This window comes from Actinoplanes sp. KI2 (genome assembly GCF_025630775.1).
In the GTDB taxonomy this organism is placed as follows: domain Bacteria; phylum Actinomycetota; class Actinomycetes; order Mycobacteriales; family Micromonosporaceae; genus Actinoplanes.
Genome location: NZ_JAOSZE010000004.1, coordinates 13,325 through 34,341, shown reverse-complemented (window position 1 = coordinate 34,341; position 21,017 = coordinate 13,325). Strand labels below are relative to the sequence as shown.

The 21,017-nt window shown below is 70.6% G+C and carries 18 protein-coding genes; 10 read left to right on the top strand and 8 right to left on the bottom strand.

The features are described 5' to 3' along the window. The first annotated feature begins 63 nt into the window (after positions 1-63). Together ODJ79_RS05075 and ODJ79_RS05070 are read left to right on the top strand one after the other, a co-directional pair. Positions 64-1,161, top strand: a complete 1,098-nt coding sequence (locus ODJ79_RS05075; protein ID WP_263022139.1) for a sensor histidine kinase — start codon at positions 64-66, stop codon at positions 1,159-1,161. Between the two features lie 205 nt (positions 1,162-1,366). Then, the gene (locus ODJ79_RS05070; RefSeq protein ID WP_263022138.1) at positions 1,367-2,032 is read left to right on the top strand and encodes a response regulator transcription factor; all 666 of its coding nucleotides are present in this window, start codon (positions 1,367-1,369) and stop codon (positions 2,030-2,032) included. Positions 2,033-2,047: 15 nt separating this feature from the next. Here ODJ79_RS05070 and ODJ79_RS05065 read toward each other — a convergent pair whose 3' ends face one another. The 6 genes from ODJ79_RS05065 to ODJ79_RS05040 form a co-directional block, all read right to left on the bottom strand. Continuing rightward, positions 2,048-2,656: a lactate utilization protein C gene (locus ODJ79_RS05065; protein WP_263022137.1), complete on the bottom strand. Its 609-nt coding sequence runs from the start codon at positions 2,654-2,656 to the stop codon at positions 2,048-2,050. Beyond that, the gene (locus tag ODJ79_RS05060) at positions 2,653-4,080 is read right to left on the bottom strand and encodes a lactate utilization protein B (RefSeq protein WP_263022136.1); all 1,428 of its coding nucleotides are present in this window, start codon (positions 4,078-4,080) and stop codon (positions 2,653-2,655) included. Before ODJ79_RS05060 ends, ODJ79_RS05065 begins: the two co-directional genes overlap by 4 nt. Then, positions 4,077-4,808, bottom strand: a complete 732-nt coding sequence (locus ODJ79_RS05055; RefSeq protein WP_263022135.1) for a (Fe-S)-binding protein — start codon at positions 4,806-4,808, stop codon at positions 4,077-4,079. Before ODJ79_RS05055 ends, ODJ79_RS05060 begins: the two co-directional genes overlap by 4 nt. A 165-nt stretch (positions 4,809-4,973) precedes the next feature. Continuing rightward, positions 4,974-6,371, bottom strand: a complete 1,398-nt coding sequence (locus ODJ79_RS05050) for a rhamnulokinase (RefSeq protein WP_263022134.1) — start codon at positions 6,369-6,371, stop codon at positions 4,974-4,976. Further along, complete coding sequence (locus ODJ79_RS05045) at positions 6,368-8,398, bottom strand: bifunctional aldolase/short-chain dehydrogenase (protein ID WP_263022133.1); 2,031 nt, start codon at positions 8,396-8,398, stop codon at positions 6,368-6,370. Before ODJ79_RS05045 ends, ODJ79_RS05050 begins: the two co-directional genes overlap by 4 nt. Positions 8,399-8,537: 139 nt before the next feature. Beyond that, positions 8,538-9,581 (bottom strand): LacI family DNA-binding transcriptional regulator, encoded by a 1,044-nt coding sequence (locus ODJ79_RS05040; protein ID WP_263022132.1) that lies wholly within the window; start codon positions 9,579-9,581, stop codon positions 8,538-8,540. Between the two features lie 158 nt (positions 9,582-9,739). On the opposite strand from ODJ79_RS05040, the gene ODJ79_RS05035 reads away from it, so the two are divergent. The 6 genes from ODJ79_RS05035 to rhaI are packed head-to-tail and all read left to right on the top strand — an operon-like array spanning position 9,740 to position 15,865. Next, the gene (locus tag ODJ79_RS05035; protein ID WP_263022131.1) at positions 9,740-11,245 is read left to right on the top strand and encodes a sugar ABC transporter ATP-binding protein; all 1,506 of its coding nucleotides are present in this window, start codon (positions 9,740-9,742) and stop codon (positions 11,243-11,245) included. A 35-nt stretch (positions 11,246-11,280) separates the two neighbouring features. Beyond that, positions 11,281-12,255 carry an ABC transporter permease gene (locus ODJ79_RS05030; RefSeq protein ID WP_263022130.1) on the top strand — a complete coding sequence of 325 codons (975 nt, stop codon included), beginning with the start codon at positions 11,281-11,283 and terminating at the stop codon, positions 12,253-12,255. After that, on the top strand, positions 12,248-13,228 hold the full coding sequence (locus ODJ79_RS05025; RefSeq protein WP_263022129.1) for an ABC transporter permease: 981 nt from the start codon (positions 12,248-12,250) through the stop codon (positions 13,226-13,228). Before ODJ79_RS05030 ends, ODJ79_RS05025 begins: the two co-directional genes overlap by 8 nt. A 16-nt stretch (positions 13,229-13,244) precedes the next feature. Beyond that, positions 13,245-14,318 carry a rhamnose ABC transporter substrate-binding protein gene (gene rhaS / locus ODJ79_RS05020; protein ID WP_263022128.1) on the top strand — a complete coding sequence of 358 codons (1,074 nt, stop codon included), beginning with the start codon at positions 13,245-13,247 and terminating at the stop codon, positions 14,316-14,318. Between the two features lie 44 nt (positions 14,319-14,362). After that, positions 14,363-14,692, top strand: coding sequence for an L-rhamnose mutarotase (locus ODJ79_RS05015; protein ID WP_263022127.1), 330 nt, complete (start codon positions 14,363-14,365; stop codon positions 14,690-14,692). A gap of 6 nt (positions 14,693-14,698) precedes the next feature. Then, positions 14,699-15,865: an L-rhamnose isomerase gene (gene rhaI / locus ODJ79_RS05010; RefSeq protein ID WP_263022126.1), complete on the top strand. Its 1,167-nt coding sequence runs from the start codon at positions 14,699-14,701 to the stop codon at positions 15,863-15,865. A gap of 7 nt (positions 15,866-15,872) precedes the next feature. On the opposite strand, the gene ODJ79_RS05005 is transcribed toward rhaI, so the two are convergent. Further along, a complete protein-coding gene (locus ODJ79_RS05005; protein ID WP_263022125.1) occupies positions 15,873-16,490 on the bottom strand; it encodes a hypothetical protein in 618 nt (205 codons plus the stop codon). Between the two features lie 159 nt (positions 16,491-16,649). Here ODJ79_RS05005 and ODJ79_RS05000 point away from each other — a divergent pair, with 159 nt between their 5' ends. After that, positions 16,650-17,636: an aldo/keto reductase gene (locus ODJ79_RS05000; protein WP_263022124.1), complete on the top strand. Its 987-nt coding sequence runs from the start codon at positions 16,650-16,652 to the stop codon at positions 17,634-17,636. 380 nt (positions 17,637-18,016) lie between these two features. After that, a complete protein-coding gene (locus ODJ79_RS04995) occupies positions 18,017-20,227 on the top strand; it encodes a discoidin domain-containing protein (RefSeq protein WP_263022123.1) in 2,211 nt (736 codons plus the stop codon). On the opposite strand, the gene ODJ79_RS04990 is transcribed toward ODJ79_RS04995, so the two are convergent. Then, positions 20,211-21,005, bottom strand: a complete 795-nt coding sequence (locus ODJ79_RS04990) for a substrate-binding domain-containing protein (protein WP_263022122.1) — start codon at positions 21,003-21,005, stop codon at positions 20,211-20,213. The genes ODJ79_RS04995 and ODJ79_RS04990 overlap by 17 nt on opposite strands. Between the last annotated feature and the right edge of the window lie 12 nt (positions 21,006-21,017).

Genomic DNA, 21,017 nt, shown 5'->3' with positions numbered 1-21,017 from the left:
GCATCTTCCGGGTACCGCATCGGCGGTATCCCGCCCGGCCGGATCCCGCCGTACCGTGAGCGCATGCGCCACTGGCAGCGGATGGCCGACCTCGGAACCGCCGTGGCGGTGCTGGTGGCCGCCCTGTTGACCACGAGCACCGCCCATCATCTGCGCGACCCGGTCGCCGCCGGGCTGGCCGCCCTGGCCTGCGCGCCGCTGGTGGTACGCCGCCGCCGGCCGTACCCCGCGTTGCTGGTCAGCACGGTCGGCGCCGAGGGCTACCTGGCCTGGGTGCACGGCGGTGGCGGCACGCTGATCCTGGCCGCCCCGCTGATCGCGCTCTACACGGTGGCGGAGACCGGCACCCGGCGTCGTTCGCTCGTCATCGCCGCCGCGGTCGTGCTGCTGATCGGGGTCTTCCACACCGCGGTCAAGTCGGGCCGCTGGCTCGGCGCCGAGAACCTGGCGCTGGCCGCGCTCGGCGGGCTCGCGGTGGCGGCCGGGGAGGCATCCCGCAACCGGCGCGCCTACGAGGCGGAGGCGCTGCTGCGGGCCCAGGAGCGGGTGACCGCCGAGCGCCTGCGGATCGCCCGCGACCTGCACGACAGCGTCGGCCACCACCTCGCCCTGATCAACGTGCAGGCCGGGGTGGCCGCCCACGTGCTGCCGAACGAGCCCACCCCGCAGCGCGAGACGCTCGACCAGATCCGGCAGAGCGCCCGCTCGGCGCTGGACGAGCTCCGCGACGCGGTCGGCCTGCTGCGCCGCCCCGACGAGCCGCTCGCCCCGGTCGAGCCGACCGTCGGGCTGGCCGGGCTGGACGACCTGCTGGCCACGTTCGAGCGGGCCGGCCTGCGGATCAGCTGCCGCCGCGAGCAGGACCGGCCGCTGCCGCCCGCCGTCGACGTGGTCGCCTACCGGGTGGTGCAGGAGTCGCTGACCAACGCCCGCAAGCACGCGGGCCAGGTCGAGGTGCGCGTGGTGCTGCGCTTCCGCGGCCCGGCGCTGTCCATCGTGGTGGAGAACGACGGCCCGCCCGCCCCGGTCGGACCCGAGTCACACGGGCTGACCGGCATGCGCGAGCGGGTCACCGCCCTCGGCGGCTCACTGACCGCCGGACCGCGCCCACTCGGCGGTTTCCGAGTCTCCTGCCGCCTACCCACCGAGGCCGCCGCATGACCCCGCCACCCCGCCGCCCAGCCCACACCCGCATGACCCCGCCACCCCGCCGCCCAGCCCACACCCGCATGACCCCGCCACCCCACCGCCCGGCCGACACCCGCGTGAGCCGGGCGCCCCGATGGCCAGTCGCCATCCGCCGAGGCCGCCGCGTGAGCGGGGGACGGCACGCCGGCGATCGGCCGCCGCTCGCGGAGGCGGTCGCGTGATTCGGGTGGGGCTCGCCGACGATCAGCCGCTGCTGCTGGCCAGCTTCGCCACGCTGATCTCGTCGAGCGAGGACATGACCGTCTCCGGCATGGCCCGCAACGGCTTCGAGGCGATCGACCTGGCCCGGGCCGGCGAGACCGACGTGCTGCTGATGGACATCCGGATGCCGGCGCTCGACGGCCTGGCCGCCACCCGCCAGATCACCGCCGACGCGCCCGCCGTGCGGGTGCTGATCCTGACCACCTTCGAGATCGACGAGTACGTGTTCCAGGCCCTGCGCGCCGGGGCGAGCGGCTTCCTCGGCAAGAGCGCCGAACCGCACGAGCTGCTGCACGCGGTGCGAGTGGTGCACCGCGGGGACGCGCTGCTCACCCCCGCGGCGACCCGCAGCCTGATCGCCCGCTACCTGTCCCACCCGGAGCGACCCACCTCACCATCGCCGCGGCGGCTGGCCGAGCTGACCGACCGGGAGCGGGAGATCCTGATGCTGGTCGGGGCCGGTCTGTCCAACGAGGACATCGCCGGTCACCTGGTGGTCAGCCCCCACACGGTGAAGACGCACGTCAACCGCACGATGACGAAGCTGGGCGCCCACGATCGCGCACAACTGGTGGTCATCGCCTACGAGACCGGCCTGGTGAAGCCCGCGAGCCACACCTGACGGCCCTGAGAAGGATCACTGGGCCCCCGGGAGGATGACGTGCAAGTTCCGGGGGCCGTGCACCCCCTCGACCCGGTTGAGTTCGATGTCGCTGGTCGCGGACGGGCCACTGATCCAGGTGAGCGGCCGGCGCGGGTCGAGCCGGGCCACGGCCTCCGGCACCGAGGCAACCACCTGCTCGGGACGCAACACGCAGATGTGCAGGTCGGGCAGGAGCGTGATGATCCGCCGCCCCTGGTCGGGCGAGGCGTCGAGCACGATGGTGCCGGTCTCCGCGATGGCCACGGCCGCCCCGGTCACGACGCCGTCGGCCGCCGCGATCCGGTCGGCGTCCAAACCGTCGTCGACCACGGCCTCGACCCCCGGCGGAAGCCAGACGGTGGGCAGACCGGGCGGCACGACGACCGTCCCGGAACCCACGATCTCCCCGATCGCCGCCGCTATGCCGGGCTTCTCGGTCGCTACCCGGTGGACGACGGACTTGTAGTCGGCGAGCCGCTCCACCAAGAGCTCCAGATCGGGCTTCTCCGCACCACGCCGGTAATCGCGCGGAATCTCCGGCGCCGCGACGCCCGGCCCCAGCGCCGACCGAATCCGGCCGAGAATGACGTCCTTCGAGCTCATCGGCCCCGCCACCAATCCCGGAACGTCTCCTTCGGCGGCTCCGGCAGGTCGCGGCTCGCCGACCACCCGTTCAACGGCGGCGGCAGCCCTCGCCCCCGCCGTCCCGCGATCCGGGCGAGCTTGGCGGCCCGCTGCGCCGACGCGTACAGCTTCGGTCTGTCCATCGTGTATGCCGCCGCCGCCATGACGGCCGCCTCGCCGCGCGGATGTGGCGCCTGATTTCGCAGGTGCACCAGGATCGACGGGATATCGATCTTCACCGGGCAGGCGTCGAAGCACGCACCGCACAGCGACGACGCGTACGGCAGCGTCGGGTTGTCGGCCACCCCGGTGAGCTGCGGCGACAGCACCGCCCCGATCGGCCCCGGATACACCGAGCCGTACGCGTGCCCGCCCGTTCGCTCGTAGACCGGGCACACGTTGAGGCAGGCCGAGCACCGGATGCAGTGCAACGCCTGCCGGCCCACCTCGTCGGCCAGCACCGCGCTGCGCCCGTTGTCGAGCAGCACCAGGTGGAAGCTCTGCGGCCCGTCCCCCGGCGTCACCCCGTGCCACATCGACGTGTACGGGTTCATCCGCTCCCCGGTCGACGCCCGCGGCAGCAACTGCAGGAACACCTCGAGGTCGGACCAGGCCGGCACCAGCTTCTCGATGCCCATCACGGTGACCAGCGTGTCGGGCAGAGTCAGGCACATCCGCCCGTTGCCCTCCGACTCGACCACGGCCAGCGTCCCGGTCTCGGCGATCGCGAAGTTGGCCCCGGAGACCGCCACCCGCGTCGACAGGAACGTCTCGCGCAGGTATCGCCGCGCCGCCCCGGCCAGGTCCGGCGGGTTGTCGGTCAGCGACGGGTCCACCCCCGGCATCGCCCTGAGGAAGATCTCCCTGATCTCCGACCGGTTGCGGTGGATGGCCGGCACCAGGATGTGGCTCGGCTTGTCGTCGCCCAACTGCACGATCAGCTCGGCCAGGTCGGTCTCGACCGGCGTGATCCCGGCGGCTTCGAGGGCCTCGTTGAGCCCGATCTCCTGGGTCGCCATCGACTTGACCTTGATGACCCGCCGCTCGCCGGTCTGCCGCACCAGATCGGTGACGATCCGGTTGGCCTCGTTCGCGTCGGCCGCCCAGTGCACCAGCCCGCCCGCGGCCGTCACCTTTTCCTCGAGCTGCTCCAACAACCGGGGCAGATGCGCCATCGTGTACGCCTTCAGCGCCGACCCCGCGGCCCGCAGCTGCTGCCAGTCGGGCAACTCCGCGATCACCCGCCCGGACTTCCCGCGGATCGTGCTGGTCGCGTGGTGCAGATTGCGCCGCAGCTGCGAGTTTGCCAGCGCCTCCCGAGCCGCCACCGGGAACGGCTCATCCCCGCGCAAGTGGCCCACGCCGCGCGGCGCCCGAGCCGGCATCCCCAGAAAGGTCGTCATGATGCCGCCTCCGTCGACGCGAGGATCTCGGCCAGGTGGACGGTGCGGACGCCGGTGCGCAGCCGGGACAGCCCGCCGCCGATGTGCATGAGGCAGGACGCGTCGCCGGCCGTGCACACGTCGGCGCCGGTGTCGAGCACGTGCCGCATCTTGTCGGCCAGCATGGCGGTGGACGTATCCGAGTTTTTCACCGAGAACGTGCCGCCGAAGCCACAGCACTGCTCGGCCGCCAGCAGCTCCACCAGATCGAGCCCACGCACCCGGCGCAGCAACCGCAGCGGCTTGTCGCCGACCCGCAGCACCCGCAGCGAGTGGCAGGTGGGGTGATAGGTCACCCGGTGCGGGAAGTAGGCGCCGACGTCCTCCACCCCGAGCACGTCGACCAGGAGCTCGGACAGCTCAAAGGTGCGCGCGGCCACCGCGGTGGCCCGGGCGGCCAGCCGCGCGTCGCCGCCGGCGACCATCGCGTGCTGGTGGCGCACCGAGCCGACGCAGCTTCCCGACGGCGCGACGATCACCTCGTACGGCTCGAAGGTGCGGACGTGTCGCCGGACGAGCGGGACGGCATCCTTCTGATAGCCCGTGTTGATGTGCATCTGGCCGCAGCACGTCTGCTCCGAGGGGAACACGACCTCGTGACCGAGCCGCTCGAGCAGCAGCACGGTCGCTTTGGCCGCGGCCGGGAACATCGTGTCGGCGAGGCACGTCGCGAACAACGCGATCCGCATCGCTTACCACCTCCGTCCGACGAGCCATACGCTTCCGACGAGCAATACCCTGCGCCCCGCCCCAGGGGAAGAGTCAAGCCCCGGCGACCCGCTTGGCCGCCACCCGCCAGGCCGCGGAGTCACCTCCCCGCGATCCGCTTGGCCGCCACCCGCCAGGCCGCGGAGTCACCTCCCCACGATCCGCTTGGCCGCCACCCGCCAGGCCGCGGAGTCTCCGCCCGGCGAGTAGCGCACGATCTGCTGAGTCTGGCGCAAAACCGACCGCAGCGCCGCCAGGTCCCCGTCGATCACACCGGCCGCGCGCGCCTGCACCAGCACGTTCCCCAGCGCGGTCGCCTCGACCGGCCCGGCCAGCACCGGCAGCCCGCAGGCGTCCGCGGTCAGCCGGCAGAGCAGCTCGTTGCGCGCTCCCCCGCCGACGATGTGCACCGCGTCCACCGAGCGCCCGGCCAGCTCCTGCGCCTGCTCGACGGCCCGCGACTGGGCCAGCGCGAGACTGTCCAGAATGCACCGGACCACCACCGCCGGCGACGCGTCGCCGGGCAGCCCGGCCGCCTTCACCACCCGCCCGCACATGTCTCCCGGCGGCAGGAACATCGGCAGATCGAGATCGACGACGTGCCGCAGGGCCGGCTCCCGGGACGCCGCGCGGAGCAAACCGGAAATGTCCGAGTCGCCCCACTCCCGCATGCACTCTTGCAGCGGCCACAGCCCCATCACGTTGCGCAGGTAGCGGATGGTCCCGTCGACGCCGCCCTCGTTGGTGAAGTTCGCCCGCCGCGACGAGGCGGTCAGCACCGGCGACGGCAGTTCCAGCCCCACCAGCGACCACGTCCCGCACGAGATGTAGGCGAAGTCGGAGCTCGCGGCCGGTACCCCCACGACGGCCGACGCGGTGTCGTGCGATCCCACCGCGACCACCGGGGTGTCGCCGTAAAGTCCGATCTGCGAGCCGGGTTGCCGGATGGGCGGCAACAGCTCCGCCCGCAACCCCACCTCGGAGATCAACGGCAAGGACCATTCCCGGGTACGCACATCGACCAGCTCGGTGGTCGAGGCGTTGGTGTACTCCGCCCCGGGCTCTCCCGTCAGCCAGAACGCCAGCAGGTCCGGGATCAGCAGCATCTGCCGCGCCGCCGCGTACTGCGGCGTCCCCTGCGCGGAAACCAGTTGGTAGAGCGTGTTGAACGGCAGCTTCTGCAAGCCGGTGATCTCGTAGAGCCGATCGTCCCCGATCAGCGCGGCCACCCGAGCCGGCACCCCGTCGGTGCGGGCGTCCCGGTAGTGCACCGGGTTGCCGAGCAGCGCACCCGACGCGTCGAGAAGTCCATAGTCGACCGCCCACGAGTCGATCCCGATGCTGTCCACCGGCCCGGCCGCGGCGAGCCCGTCGAGCACCCCGCGGTACAGCGACAGGATGTCCCAGTGCAGCGTCCCGCCCGCCCGCACCGGCTCGTTGGCGAACCGGTGCACCTCCTCGAGCGCGACCACGCCGTCCCCGACCCGGCCGACCATGACGCGCCCGCTGGACGCGCCGAGGTCGACGGCGGCAAAACGGTTCATCGCAGGAACGCGGCCGCGACGCCCGCGTCGACCGGGATGTGCAGCCCGGTGGTGTGGGTCAGGTCGCCGCCGGTCAGCGCGACGACCGCGTTGGCGACGTGCTCGGGCAGCACCTCCCGTTTGAGCAGGGTGCGCTGGGCGTAGTACTCGCCGAGCTGCTCCTCCGGCACGCCGTAGACCGCCGCACGCTGCGCGCCCCAGCCGCCCGCGAAGATCCCCGAGCCGCGCACCACGCCGTCCGGGTTGATGCCGTTGACCCGTACGCCATGGGCGCCCAGCTCGGCGGCCAGCAGGCGTACCTGATGGGCCTGGTCGGCCTTGGTCGCGCCGTACGCCACGTTGTTCGGTCCCGCGAAGACCGCGTTCTTGCTGGAGATGTAGACGATGTCGCCGCCGAGGTTCTGCGGGATCAGCACGCGGGCCGCCTCGCGGGACACCAGGAACGAGCCCTTCGCCATCACGTCGTGCTGCCGGTCCCAGTCCTCCTCGGTGGTCTCCAGCAGCGGCTTCGAGATGGACAGGCCGGCGTTGTTGACCACCAGATCGACCCCGCCGAACGCGAGCACCGCGTCCCGCAGCGACTCGACGATCGCGTCCGTGCTGGTCACGTCAGCCGCCACGGCGATCGCGGCGTCGCTGCCACCGATCTCCGCGGCGACCGCACGGGCGGAGGCGAAGTCGCGGTCGGCCACGATCACGCAGGCACCCTCGGCCGCGAGCCGCAGCGCGATCGCGCGACCGATGCCCGACCCACCGCCGGTCACGTACGCGATCCGGGTCGCCAGCGGCTTCGGCTTCGGCATTCGCCGCAGCTTGGCCTCTTCCAGGGCCCAATACTCGATCCGGAACTTCTCGCTCTCGTCGATCGGCGCGTACGTCGAGACCGACTCGGCCCCGCGCATCACGTTGATCGCGTTGACGTAGAACTCGCCGGCCACCCGCGCGGTCTGCTTGTTGGCGCCGAACGAGAACATGCCGACGCCGGGGACCAGCACGATCGCCGGGTCGGCGCCGCGCATCGGCGGCGAGTCGCCGGTGGCGTGCCGCTCGTAGTAGGCGCGGTAGTCCTCGCGGTAGGCCGCGTGCAGCTCCCGCAGGCGGTCGATCACCTCGGCCAGGGGCGCGTCGGGTGCGGTGTCCACCACCAGCGGCTTGACCTTGGTACGCAGGAAGTGGTCGGGGCAGGACGTGCCCAGCGCGGCCAGCTGCGGCAGCCGGGCGGAGTTGACGAAGTCGAGCACGACCTCGGTGTCGGTGAAGTGGCCGACCTGGGGACGGTCGGTCGACGCGAGCCCGCGGAGCACCGGGAAGAGCTCGGCCGCGCGGATGCGTCGCTCGGGCGCCGGCAACGACGTGTGCACGGCGACGCCGAACGGATCGGGCCGCCCGTGGTCGGCGAGATAGGCGGCCGCGGTGGCGATGATCTCGCGCGAGTGAGCCTCGCACTCCTCGCTGGTCGCACCCCAGGCGGTGATGCCGTGCCCGCCCAGGAGCACGCCGATGGCCTGCGGGTTGGCCCGCTGCACGGCGGCGATGTCGAGCCCGAGCTGGAAGCCCGGCCGGCGCCACGGCACCCAGAGCACGCGGTCGCCGAAGATCTCCTTGGTGAGCGCCGGGCCGTCGGCCGCGGTGGCGATCGCGATGCCCGAGTCGGGGTGCAGGTGGTCCACGTGCGCGACGTCGACCAGCCCGTGCATCGCGGTGTCGATGCTCGGCGCCGCACCGCCCCGGCCGTGCAGGCAGAAGTCGAAGGCGGCGACCATCTCGTCCTCCCGGTCGACGCCGGGATAGACGCCGGTCAGCGCGCGGAGGCGGTCGAGCCGCAGCACGGCCAGGCCGTCCGCGGTCAGCGTGCCGAGGTCGCCGCCCGAGCCCTTGACCCAGACCAGCTCGGCCGGCTCGCCGGTGACCGGATCGGTCTCACTGCCCTTGGCCGAGGTGTTGCCCCCGGCGTAGTTGGTGGTGTGCGGATCCGCGCCGAGCCGGTTGCTGCGCTCCAGAAGCTCACGCACTGCGGGGTTCGTCATCGCTGCCTTCGTCCGTGAAACGTTTCAGACCGTACCGAGACACTACGGCCGCCCGGCTGCCCGGTCAAGGGCCGCGCGGCAGTGGAGCCGGGTCGGCGTGCGCGTCGCGTCGTGGTCCTGCCGGGAGCGCTCAGGTGCCCTACACGTCGCGCGGACGAGGCGGAAGAGCTCGGGTCGAAGCTCGGGCGACCAGCTCGGGAGTGAAGAACAGCTGCTGGTGCTCGTGCGCCGGATTGGTCGCCTCGTCCAGCACCAGTTGCGCGGCCGCGCGCCCCAGCTCCTGCCGCGGCTGACGCACCGACGTCAGCGGCACCGCCGCGGCGGCCGCGAACTCGATGTCGTCGAAACCGACGATGGCCAGATCGTCCGGCACCCGCCGGCCGGTGCCGATGCCCTGCTGCAGCAGGCCCAGCGCGAGCAGGTCGTTGGCGCAGAAGGCCGCCGTCGGCCGACGACGGGCCGGGAGGCCGGCCAGCCGCTCGCCGGCCGAGCGGCCCTCGGCGACGGTCAGCGCCTCGGTCGCCAGATGGATCAGGTCGTCGGGCGGCAGGCCGAGCTCGGCCCACACCTCGCGGGCGCCCTGCAGACGCTCGCGCACCTGACCGATCGACTCCGGCCCGCCGACGAAGGCCACCCGGCGGTGCCCCTGCTCGACCAGATGCTCGATGGCGACCCGGCCGCCGTGCACGTCGTCCACCGCGACCGAGCAACAGCTCTCGTCGCCGCGGCGGCGGTCCACGATGACCAGTGGGACGCCGCGGCGGGCGAGGTCGTCGAGATACGGCGCCTCGGGGTTGACCGGAGTGATCAGGATGCCCTGGACCCGCTGCTGAAGCAGGCGGTCGAGGTGCGCCTCCTCGCGCTCGGCGCGGCTGTTGCTGTTGCAGATGAACAGCGACAGGTCGGCATCCTCGGCGGCCAGCTCGATGCCCTGGGCGACATCGTGGAAGAACGGGTTCGTGCCGTCGAGCATCACGTACGCCAGCGCGCGGCTGGTGCCGGCGCGCAGCTGGCGGGCCGACTCGTTGCGCACGAAGCCGAGCTCGACCATCGCCCGCTCGACCCGCTCGCGGGTCCGCGCGCTGACCACTTCGGGCCGGTTCATGACGTTCGAGACCGTGCCGAGCGAGACACCGGCGGCGGCGGCCACGTCCTTCACGGACGGCGTCCTGCCGTTCAGCACCCTGGACCCCCTGTTGAAACGTTGAAGCAGCATCTTACGGTACCGCCGACCGGTGCAGGGTCATTGTTTCGGCGCTGTTTCCCTCCTGTGCTTGACAGCTGTGATGAGGGCCACCTACGTTTGTGAAACATTTCAACGGTTGCTTCGGGAGGTGGCTCGTGGCGGAGGCGGCTGCCCTGCTCGAAGTCCACGACGTGACGAAATCCTTCGGCGCCGTCGCCGCCGTGCAGGGGGTGAGCTTCCCGCTGTACGGCGGCGAGGCGCACGCCCTCGTCGGCGAGAACGGCGCCGGCAAGTCCACGATCGTGAAGATGCTGGCCGGCGTGCACCGGCCGGACACCGGCACGCTGCGGGTGCACGGGGCGGATGTCGACTTCGCCGGCCCGGCCGACGCCAAGGCGGCCGGCATCGCGGTCATCTACCAGGAGCCCACCCTCTTCCCCGACCTGTCCGTCGCCGAGAACATCGCGATGGGCAACCAGCCGGTGACCCGGCTGCGCCAGATCGACCGCAAGGCCATGCACGCCACCGCCGACCGGCTGTTCGCCCGGCTCGGCGTGCACATCGACCCGACCCGCCCGGCCCGCGGCCTGTCGATCGCCGACCAGCAGCTGGTCGAGATCGCCAAGGCGTTGTCCAGCGAGGCCCGCGTCCTGATCATGGATGAGCCGACCGCGGCGCTGTCCCGGGTCGAGGTCGAGCGGCTGTTCGCGGTGGTGCGGTCGCTGCGCGACGAGGGCGCGGCGATCCTGTTCATCTCGCACCGGTTCGAGGAGATCACCGAGCTCTGCGAGCGAGTCACCATCATGCGCGACGGCAAGCACGTCGCCACCGAGATGGTCGCCGACCTCACCGTGGACGACATGATCCGCCGGATGGTCGGCCGCGATCTGAGCGCGCTCTTCCCCAAGCAGGAGGTCGAGCCGGGCGAGGTGATGCTCTCCGTGGAGAGTTTGTCCCGGGAGGGCGTCTTCCGGGACATCTCGTTCGAGGTGCGGGCCGGTGAGATCGTCGCGCTGGCCGGCCTGGTGGGCGCCGGCCGCTCAGAGGTGATGCAGGCAGTCTTCGGCGTGGATCCCTATGACTCTGGTGTCGTAAAGATACGTGGAAAGCGCCTTAAATCCGGCAGCCCGCGCGCCGCTATGGCCGCCGGCATGGCCCTGGTCCCCGAGGACCGGCGGCAGCAGGGCCTGATCGTGGAGCTCTCCATCGAGCGCAACATCACGCTCCCGCGAGCGCGCAAGCTCGCCCGGCTGGGCCTGCTCTTCGGCGGCGTGGAGAAGCGCGCCGCCGCCACCTGGGCGGAGAAGCTGCAGACCAAGCTGGGCCGGCTCACCGACGCGGTCGGCACCCTCTCCGGCGGCAACCAGCAGAAGGTGGTGCTCGCCAAGTGGCTGGCCACCACCCCGCAGCTGCTGATCGTCGACGAGCCGACCCGGGGCATCGACGTGGGCACCAAGGCGGAGGTGCACCGGCTGATGTCGTCGCTGGCCGCCGACGGCCTCGCGGTCGTCATGGTCTCGTCCGAACTGCCCGAGGTGCTGGGCATGGCCGACCGGATCATCGTGCTGCGGGAAGGGCGAGTCGCCGCCGAGATGACCCGCGCGGAAGCCACGGAAGAGTCCGTCATGTACGCGGCCATGGGCCAGGAGGCTGCGGCATGACACCCCTGGCCCTGGAGAAGCCGCGAAAACCAACCATGAGCTTGCTCAAAACCCGCGAGTTGGGCATCCTGCTCGCCCTCGCGCTGCTGGTCCTCTACACGACGATCAACAACCCGCGCTTCCTCTCCGCCCAGAGCATCCGCGACAACCTGCTGAACACCGCGATCCTCGCGGTCATGGCCACCGGCCAGGCGGTCGTCGTGATCACCCGGAACATCGACCTCAGCGTCGGCTCGGTCCTCGGCATCTCGGCCTGGACGGTCGCCGGCATGATGAGCGACCACCAGGGCCTGCCGATGATCGTCGCCATCCTCGTCGGCCTCGCGGTCGGCGCCGTGGCGGGCCTGCTCAACGGCGTGCTGGTCCGCTATGGCAAGGTCCCGGCGCTGGTCGTCACCCTGGGCACGCTGTACATCTACCGCGGCATCACCTACCAGTGGGCGGGCGGTTCGCAGGTCAACGCCGACAAGCTGCCGGCACACTTCTTGAACTTCGCCAACGACAGCATCCTCGGCATCCCGTGGCTGGTGCTGATCGCGCTGATCGTGGTCGGCGGCGCCACCCTGGTGATGCGCAACTACCGGGTCGGCCGCGAGCTGTACGCGATGGGCTCCAGCCCGCAGGCCGCCGAGCTGGCCGGCATCAAGGTCGCCCGCAACCTGCTCGGCGCGTTCGTCCTCTCCGGCGCGCTGGCCGGCCTGGCCGGTGCGCTGTTCGCCGCCCGGTTCGGCACCGTGGACGCGAGTGCCGGCACCGGATACGAGCTGAACGTGGTCGCCGCGGTGGTGGTCGGCGGCGTCGCGGTCTTCGGCGGCAGCGGCACGGTCTGGGGCGCCGCGCTCGGCGCGCTGCTGCTCACGGTGATCAGCAGCGCCCTGGCGGTGCTCGACATCAACCAGTTCTGGCAGCAGGCCATCGTCGGCGCGCTGATCATCCTGGCCATCTGCGCCGACCGGCTGGTGGCCGTGCGGATCGCCCGCTCGCTGCGGAAGAGGGACACGCATGTTTAAGAAGCTCGCGAGCTGGGACAGCATCATCATCCTGCTCACGATCGCGGTCCTGATCGTGGCGTCGCTGGCGGTCGACAACTTCGGCACGAGCCGCAACTTCACCTTCATGGTGCTCGACCTGATGCCGATCATCCTGGTCGCGCTGCCGATGACCTTCATCATCATCACCGGCGAGATCGACCTGTCGGTGGCCAGCATCCTCGGCCTCACCAGCTCGCTGATGGGCTGGTTCTGGAACCACGACATGGCGATCCAGACGATCATCCCGCTCTGCGTCCTGATCGGCGCGGTCGCCGGCGTGCTCAACGGCTTTCTGATCACCGGGCTCGGGCTGCCCTCGCTCGCGGTCACCATCGGCACCCTGGCCCTCTACCGCGGTCTCGCCTTCGTGGTGCTCGGCGACAGCGCGGTGGCCGACTTCCCGTTCAGCTTCACCGGCTGGGTCACCGGGACCATCGATGACGGCAGCATCCCGAACGTCCTGATCCCGATCATCGCGATGGCGGTGGTCTTCGGGGTGCTCCTGCACGCCACCCCGATCGGCCGCTCGCTGTACGCCATCGGCGCCAACGCGCAGGCCGCGCACTTCTCCGGCATCCGCGTCGCCCGTACCAAGTTCTGGCTGTACGTCGTCAGCGGCGCGGTCTCCGGCCTGGTCGGGGTGCTGTGGACGCTGCGCTACTCCAGTGCCCGCGCCGACAACGGCATCGGGCTCGAGCTCGCCGTGGTCGCGGCCGTCCTGCTGGGCGGCGTGTCGATCTTCGGCGGAAAGGGCAGCCTGCCCGGCGTTCTCGCCGGCGTCGTGCTGCTGACCGCGCTGCAGAACGCGCTGCGCCTGGAGGACGTCTCCGGGCAGGCGCTGAACATCGTCACGGGCTCGCTGCTCGTGCTGTCCGTCCTGATTCCCAACATCGTCACCACCGTTCGCGGCAACTGGCAGCGCCGTCGACTCCGCCAGTCCGCCGCACAGTAGATCGTTTGGAGCCAGCATGTTGCGACACCGCATGGCCGTCACCATCTCGGCGGTCTCGATCCTGACGCTCGCCGTCGCCGGTTGTGGTGGCACGACCAAGAAGAACTCCTCCGACACCGGCGCGGGCACCCAGACCGCGGCCAGCGCGAACCCGAACGCACAGCTGAAGACCGGCCTGAAGATCGCGTACCTGCCGAAGCAGTTGAACAACCCCTACTCCGATGTCGAGACCTCCGGTGGTGAGACGGCGGTCAAGGAGTTGCAGGGCGAGTACAAGAAGGTCGGCCCGAACGACGCGTCGGCCTCGTCGCAGGTCTCCTACATCAACACGCTGATCCAGCAGCAGCAGGACGTCATCGTGATCGCCGCGAACGACCCGAACGCGGTCTGCCCGTCGCTGAACCAGGCGCGAGCCGCGAAGATCAAAGTGGTCACGTTCGACTCGGACGCCAACAAGGACTGCCGGGACATCTTCATCAACCAGGCCACCACCGAGGGGATCGGCCAGTCGCTGGCGAAGATGGCCCTGGAGCAGGCCGGGACCGCGGGCGGCGAGATCGCGGTGCTGTCCGCCACGCCGAACGCGACCAACCAGAACGCGTGGATCGCGGTGATGAAGACCGAGCTGGCCAAGCCGGAGTACAGCAAGCTGAAGCTGGTCAAGGTCGCCTACGGCAACGACGACGACCAGAAGTCCTTCCAGGAGGCCCAGGGCCTCATGCAGTCGTACCCGAACCTGAAGGTCATCGTCGCGCCGACCACCGTCGGTATCGCGGCCGCCGCCCGCTACATCGGCGGGTCGTCCTACAAGGGCAAGGTCGCCGTCACCGGCCTCGGCCTGCCCAACCAGATGCGGCAGTACGTCAAGGACGGCACGGTCTCCAAGTTCGCGCTGTGGGACCCCGCCGGCATCGGTTACCTGGCCGCCTACGCCGGCGCCGCGCTGGCGTCCGGGCAGATCACCGGCGCCCAGGGCGACAAGTTCAGCGCCGGGAAGCTCGGCTCGTACACCGTCGGCGAGAACGGCGAGGTCGTCCTCGGCCCGCCCACCGAGTTCACCCCCGAGAACATCGACAAGTACAACTTCTGAGCTGAGCCTACCCGCGGCGGAAAACCCCAGAAGAAAGACCAGAAATGGCTCGATACTGCTTCAACCTCCAGGTCCGTCCCGAGCGGATGGCGGAGTACGTGGAGCGGCACCAGTCCGTGTGGCCCGAGATGCAGGACGCACTTCGGGCCACCGGCTGGCGCAACTACTCCCTGTTCCTGCGCTCCGACGGCCTGCTGATCGGCTACGTGGAGGCGGACGACCTTGCGGCGTCCCAGGCGGCGATGGCGGCGCTGGACGTCAACACCCGGTGGCAGGCGGAGATGGCGAAGTTCTTCGCCGGCACCACGCCGACCGAAGGCTTCCCGCTGCTGACCGAGGTGTTCCACCTCGCAGAAGACCCGGAAGAGAAGTGATCCGTGATGACTGACCTGGCTGCGGTCAAGCGTGCGCTCGCCGCACAGCGCATCGAGACCCCGTCCTGGGCGTACGGGAACTCCGGCACCCGATTCAAGGTGTTCGCCCAGCCCGGCGTGCCGCGCAACCCCGAGGAGAAGATCGCCGACGCGGCCGCGGTGCAGCGGTTCACCGGCGTCGCCCCCACGGTCGCGCTGCACATCCCGTGGGACCGGGTGGACGATTACGCCGCGCTGTCCCGCTACGCCGCCGACCAGGGCGTGGGCATCGGTGCGATCAACACCAACGTCTTCCAGGACGACGACTACCGGCTGGGTTCGGTCACCAACCCCGACCCGGGGATCCGCCGCAAGGCCACCGACCACCTGCTCGAGGCGATCGACATCATGGACCGGACCGGCTCGCGGGACCTCAAGCTCTGGTTCTCCGACGGCACCAACTACCCCGGCCAGGACGACCTGCGCACCCGGCAGGATCGGCTGGCCGCGGCGCTGCGCGAGACGTACGGCCGGCTCGGCGAGCACCAGCGGATCCTGCTGGAGTACAAGCTCTTCGAGCCCGCGTTCTACGCCACCGACGTGCCGGACTGGGGCACCGCCTACGCCCACTGCGTCGAGTTGGGCGAGCGCGCCACCGTCTGCATCGACACCGGCCACCACGCTCCGGGCACGAACATCGAGTTCATCGTGGCGTTCCTGCTCCGCCAGGGAAGGCTGGGCGCCTTCGACTTCAACAGCCGCTTCTACGCCGACGACGACCTGATGGTCGGCGCCGCGGACCCGTTCCAGCTGTTCCGGATCATGTACGAGATCGTCCGCGGCAACGCTCTCGACCCGGCCTACGGCATCGCTTTCATGCTCGACCAGTGCCACAACATCGAGCGCAAGATTCCCGCGATCATCCGCTCGGTGATGAACGTCCAGGAGGCGACCGCGAAGGCCCTCCTGGTCGACCAGGACGCGCTGACCGCGGCGCAGAGCGACGGCGACGTCCTGGCGGCCAACGCGGTCTTCATGGACGCCTACAACACCGATGTCCGCCCGCTGCTGGCCGAGGTCCGCGCCGATGCCGGCCTCGACCCCGACCCGATCGCCGCCTACAAGCGCAGCGGCTACGACGAGAAGATCGTGGCCGAGCGGGTGGGCGGCACCCAGGCCGGCTGGGGCGCCTGACCCGGAGTCACTGCTGCACCGCCTCGACATAGGTCTGGGTCGGCAGCGTCGACGGGTTCGCTTGCGCGGCCGGAACCGGCGCGGCTGCCACCTCGGGCGGGGTGGCCTCGCGGACGGTTGCGGTCGCGGCCGGCGCCGCCGGTGCGGCCCGCTCGATCGGCGCGGCCGAGGCGGCTGCCGACGCTGCCGGCGCTGCCGCCGGCACCACCTGCACCACCTGCACCACCGACTGCCGGGCCAGCAGGCCCTTGCCCAGCGCGGTCAAGGTCGCCAGCACGGCGACATTGAGCGCGGCGCTCCAGTGGAACGTCGTGAGGTCGAAGACCTTGGCGGCCGCGATCGACGCGCTCAGCGAGCCGAGGAACGTCTTGACCATCCGCACGAGCAGGTCGGGCCAGAACGACAGGTTCGTCTGCTTGGCCAGGTACTGCACCGCCGTGAGCACGATCGAGGAGACCGCCGCGCTGAAGGCAAGGGTCAACGAGTAGGCCCAGGGCAGATTGGCAACCGAGACCGTGGTCCCGCCGGCCAGCAGGGTGGCGAAGAAGACCTCACCGGCCGACCAACCCGCCCGCTCCAGAAAATCGAGCACCACGGCCCGCCATTTCGCCGCACCCCACGCCATCTGCCGAGCCCTTTCGCTACGCCGTCCGCCAGTGTCCACAGCGTCCTCACGCCCAGCCCACCCCGCAAGAGGCAAACCGGTGGGAGGTAACGCCAGAACCTCCCTGGGCCCGGTCCGGCCGCTATAGCGTCCGCGGTAGCGACTATGAGGGAGACGACGATGCAGACGCGCATTCTCGGTAGGGATCTCGAGGTCTCGGCCATCGGGTTCGGGGCGATGGGGATGAGCCAGAGCTACGGTCCGGGCCCCGGGCGGGACGACAACATCGCACTGCTGCGGGCGGCCGTCGACCGCGGCGTCACGTTCTTCGACACGGCCGAGGTCTACGGGCCGTTCGTCAACGAGGAGCTGGTCGGGGAGGCGCTGCAACCCGTACGCGATCAGGTCGTCATCGCCACCAAGTTCGGGTTCGCGTTCTCCGCGGACGGCAAGCAGGCCGGGCTGTCCAGCCGTCCGGAGCACATCAAGCGGGTCGCCGACGCGTCGCTCACCCGGCTGCGGACCGACCGGATCGACCTCTTCTACCAACATCGGGTCAACCCCGAGGTGCCGATCGAGGACGTCGCCGGCGCGGTACGGGAACTGATCGAGGCCGGCAAGGTGCGGCACTTCGGCATGTCCGAGGCTGCCGCGGCGACGGTACGCCGGGCGCACGCCGTGCAGCCGGTGACCGCCCTGCAGAACGAGTACTCGCTGTGGTGGCGGCGGCCCGAGGCGGAGATCCTGCCGATGTGCGCCGAGCTCGGCATCGGCCTGGTCCCGTACAGCCCGCTCGGCAAGGGCTTCCTGACCGGCGCGATCGACCAGAACACCACCTTCACACCGGGCGACATCCGCGGCACGATTCCCCGCTTCGAGGCCGAGGCGCGGGCCGCCAACCAGGCCGTCGTCGACCTGCTCGGCAAGGTCGCCGCCGGCCGGAACGCCACGATCGCCCAGATCGCGCTGGCCTGGCTGCTGGCCCAGCGCCCCTGGATCGTCCCGATCCCCGGCACCCGCCGCCTGGAGCGCCTGACCGAGAACATCGGCGCCGCCGCGGTCGACCTCACCGCCGACGAGGTACGCGACCTGGACGACGCGGCCGCGCGGATCGAGATCCAGGGCGGTCGCTACCCCGAGCAGCTGGAACGCATGACCAACATCTAGGAATGTCGGGAAGCGCTCTCTCATGACCGACTGGGCGGTATGTCGGGAAGGCTGCTTTTCCTGATCAGCGCCGGAACCGGTTCCGGGGTCTTCGTTATCGGCCGGGTTCGATCGCCTCGGCGGTGATGAACGGGAAGTTGCGGAACGCCATTGAGCTGCGACTATGCCCATAAGGGCAAGTCGTCATGGCAAAGTGTTGTGACATCCGCAAGTCCACCGCGGTTATCGATCGGTTCCGGAACCGTGGCCAACTCTGGACAGGGCGCGGCGGGGCTACCTAGCTTCGATTGCGGGGGAGCGCTCTCCCCGAAATGTGGAGAGATCGGCCTCCCCGAGGGTGCAAGCAGTCCCCCTTGCAGTTCCCCGCCCAAGGAGAAGCAATGACCATCCCCGTCAGCTCCGCACCTTCGCGGAGACGCTCCCCCTGGCGCCTCGGCGCGATCGGCGGCCTCGTGGCCGTCGTGGTCGCCGGGTTCGCCGCATTCACGACCGTCGGCGCCAGCGCCGCGGAAACCCTGCTCTCGCAGGGCAAGCCGGCGACCGCGTCGTCGACCGAGGCGGCCGGCGCCTACCTCGCCTCCGAGGCGGTCGACGGCAATCTGGGCACCCGCTGGTCGTCGCAGTTCTCCGACCCGCAGTGGCTCCAGGTCGACCTCGGCAGCAGCCAGACGATCACCCGGGTCGAGCTGGACTGGGAGACCGCGGCCGCGAAGGCGTTCCAGATCCAGGTGTCCGACAACGCCACCAGCTGGACCTCGATCTACTCGACCACCACGAGCACCGGTGGCACCCAGTCGCTGACGGTCAACGGCACCGGCCGGTACGTCCGGATGTACGGCACCCAGCGCACCACCGGCTACGGCTACTCGCTGTGGGAGTTCAAGGTTTACGGCGGCGGCGTCACGACGCCCCCGACCACCACGCCGCCGACCACCGGGCCGACCGTCCCCCCGGGCGGCTCGCTGGGCGCCAACGTGATCGTGTTCGACCCGAGCATGTCGAGCGCGTCGATCCAGAGCCAGGCCGACACGATCTTCCACCAGCAGGAGTCGAACCAGTTCGGCACCCAGCGGTACGTGCTGGCGTTCAAGCCGGGCTCGTACAGCGGCCTGAACATCCAGGTCGGCTTCTACACCTCGGTGCTCGGCCTCGGCCAGAACCCGCAGGACGTGCAGATCCACGGCGACATCACGGTCGACGCGGGCTGGATGAACGGCAACGCGACCCAGAACTTCTGGCGGTCGGTGGAGAACGTGTCGCTCTACCCGGTCTCCGGTGACGACCGGTGGGCGGTCTCGCAGGCCGCGCCGTTCCGCCGGATCGACGTGCACGGCGGCGTGAACCTGGCGCCGAACGGCTACGGCTGGGCGTCCGGCGGCTACATCGCCGACTCGCGGATCAGCGGCACCGAGGGTCAGTACTCGCAGCAGCAGTGGTTCACCCGCAACAGCCAGATCGGGTCGAACTCGAACGCGGTGTGGAACCAGGTGTTCGTGGGCGTGCAGGGCGCACCGGCGACCAGCTTCCCGAACCCGCCGTACACCACGATCGGCACCACCCCGGTGATCCGGGAGAAGCCGTACCTGTACCAGACCGGCGGCAACTACGCGGTGTGGGTGCCCAACCTGCAGACCAACGCCTCCGGCGTGACCTGGGCGAACGGCAACACCCCGGGCAGCAGCCTGCCGCTGACCCAGTTCTACGTGGTGAAGCCGGGCGACTCGGCGGCGACCATCAACCAGGCCCTCTCCCAGGGCCTGAACCTGATGTTCCAGCCGGGCATCTACCACGTCAACCAGACGATCAACGTGACCCGGGCGAACACCGTGATCATGGGCCTCGGCTACGCGACCATCATCCCGGACAACGGGGTCACCCCGATGCAGGTGGCCGACGTGGACGGTGTGAAGATCGCCGGTCTGCTCTTCGACGCGGGCACCACCAACTCGGCGAACCTGCTGGTCGTCGGGCCGTCCGGCTCGTCGGCGAGTCACGCGTCCAACCCCACCACGATCCAGGACGTGTTCTTCCGGATCGGCGGGGCGGGCGCCGGCAAGGCCACCAACAGCCTGGCCGTGAACAGCAGCAACGTGATCATCGACCACATCTGGGCGTGGCGGGCCGACCACGGCACCGGCGTCGGCTGGACGGTCAACACCGCGGACACTGGCCTGATCGTGAACGGGCAGAACGTCACGGCGTACGGCCTGTTCGTCGAGCACTACCAGAAGAACGAGGTGCTCTGGAACGGCAACGGCGGGCGGACCTACTTCCTGCAGAACGAGCAGCCGTACGACCCGCCGTCCAACGCCGCCTGGCGCAGTGACGGCACCGGGTACCCGGCGTACAAGGTGGCCGACAGCGTGACCAGCCACGAGGCCTGGGGCCTGGGCAGCTACTGCTACTTCAACGCGAACCCGGCCGTGCACTCGGCGAACGGGTTCCAGGCGCCGGCGAACGGCGGGGTGAAGCTGCACAACATCTTCACCATCTCGCTCGCCTCCGGCACGATCGACCACGTCGTCAACAACATCGGCGACGCGGCCACGGCCGACGCGGTCACGCCGCGCACGGTCACCAACTTCCCGTAGGGATCTCACCGCTGCCGCGCGGGATCAGAGTCGTCGGGACCCTGATCTCGCGCGGCGGTCCTTTGTCGCCGTCCATCCGGTCGAAGAGGGTGGTCACGGCCGTCCGTCCGATCCGCGCCGGGTCCTGCGCGACCACGGTGACCGGCGGGTCGAGCAGGTCGGCGAGCGGGAAGTCGTCGAAGCCGACCAGGGCGACCTCGTGCTGGCGGCCCAGCCTCCGCAGGGCCCGCACCGCGCCGACCGTGATCACGTGCCGGGCCGCGAAGATCGCCGTCGGCGGGTCGGGCGCGCGCAGCATGGCGATCGTGGCCCGCTCGGCCGCGGCCGAGTCGCGCAGTTCGTGTGCCACCGGGCCGGTCCGGCCGCCGAGCGCTCGCAGATAACCCCGATGCCGGTCCCGCGCCGTCGTCAGCCTGCGCAGGTCTCCCAGGTACGCGATCCGCCGGTGCCCCTGGGCGACCAGATGCCGGGTGCCGGCGGCCGCCCCGGCCACGTTGGTCGACACGATCATGTCCCCGGCCAGCCCGGCCGGCCCGCGATCGACGAAGACGACCGGCCCGACAAATCCGGACAGGTGGCTCTGATCCGCCGCCATCGGCGCCAGGATCAGGCCTTCCGTTTTCCGCGCGAAGGCCGCCGCGAGCTGCCGTTCTCGCGCCGACGAAAGGCTGCCGGTGATCACCTGGACCCCGCGCGCTTCGGCCTCCTCGGACACGGCTCGATGCAGGGCGGCCGCGAACGGATGGGACACGTCTTCGATCAGCACACCGATGGTCATCATCGACCTCCG

Coding starts and splice junctions, on each gene's coding strand:
- ODJ79_RS05075 (WP_263022139.1), top strand. CDS start 64: ATGCGCCACTGGCAGCGGATGGCCGACCTCGGAACCGCCGTGGCGGTG.
- ODJ79_RS05065 (WP_263022137.1), bottom strand. CDS start 2,656: ATGAGCTCGAAGGACGTCATTCTCGGCCGGATTCGGTCGGCGCTGGGG.
- ODJ79_RS05060 (WP_263022136.1), bottom strand. CDS start 4,080: ATGACGACCTTTCTGGGGATGCCGGCTCGGGCGCCGCGCGGCGTGGGC.
- ODJ79_RS05055 (WP_263022135.1), bottom strand. CDS start 4,808: ATGCGGATCGCGTTGTTCGCGACGTGCCTCGCCGACACGATGTTCCCG.
- ODJ79_RS05050 (WP_263022134.1), bottom strand. CDS start 6,371: ATGAACCGTTTTGCCGCCGTCGACCTCGGCGCGTCCAGCGGGCGCGTC.
- ODJ79_RS05045 (WP_263022133.1), bottom strand. CDS start 8,398: ATGACGAACCCCGCAGTGCGTGAGCTTCTGGAGCGCAGCAACCGGCTC.
- ODJ79_RS05030 (WP_263022130.1), top strand. CDS start 11,281: ATGAGCTTGCTCAAAACCCGCGAGTTGGGCATCCTGCTCGCCCTCGCG.
- ODJ79_RS05025 (WP_263022129.1), top strand. CDS start 12,248: ATGTTTAAGAAGCTCGCGAGCTGGGACAGCATCATCATCCTGCTCACG.
- rhaS (WP_263022128.1), top strand. CDS start 13,245: ATGTTGCGACACCGCATGGCCGTCACCATCTCGGCGGTCTCGATCCTG.
- ODJ79_RS05015 (WP_263022127.1), top strand. CDS start 14,363: ATGGCTCGATACTGCTTCAACCTCCAGGTCCGTCCCGAGCGGATGGCG.
- rhaI (WP_263022126.1), top strand. CDS start 14,699: ATGACTGACCTGGCTGCGGTCAAGCGTGCGCTCGCCGCACAGCGCATC.
- ODJ79_RS05005 (WP_263022125.1), bottom strand. CDS start 16,490: ATGGCGTGGGGTGCGGCGAAATGGCGGGCCGTGGTGCTCGATTTTCTG.
- ODJ79_RS05000 (WP_263022124.1), top strand. CDS start 16,650: ATGCAGACGCGCATTCTCGGTAGGGATCTCGAGGTCTCGGCCATCGGG.
- ODJ79_RS04995 (WP_263022123.1), top strand. CDS start 18,017: ATGACCATCCCCGTCAGCTCCGCACCTTCGCGGAGACGCTCCCCCTGG.
- ODJ79_RS04990 (WP_263022122.1), bottom strand. CDS start 21,005: ATGACCATCGGTGTGCTGATCGAAGACGTGTCCCATCCGTTCGCGGCC.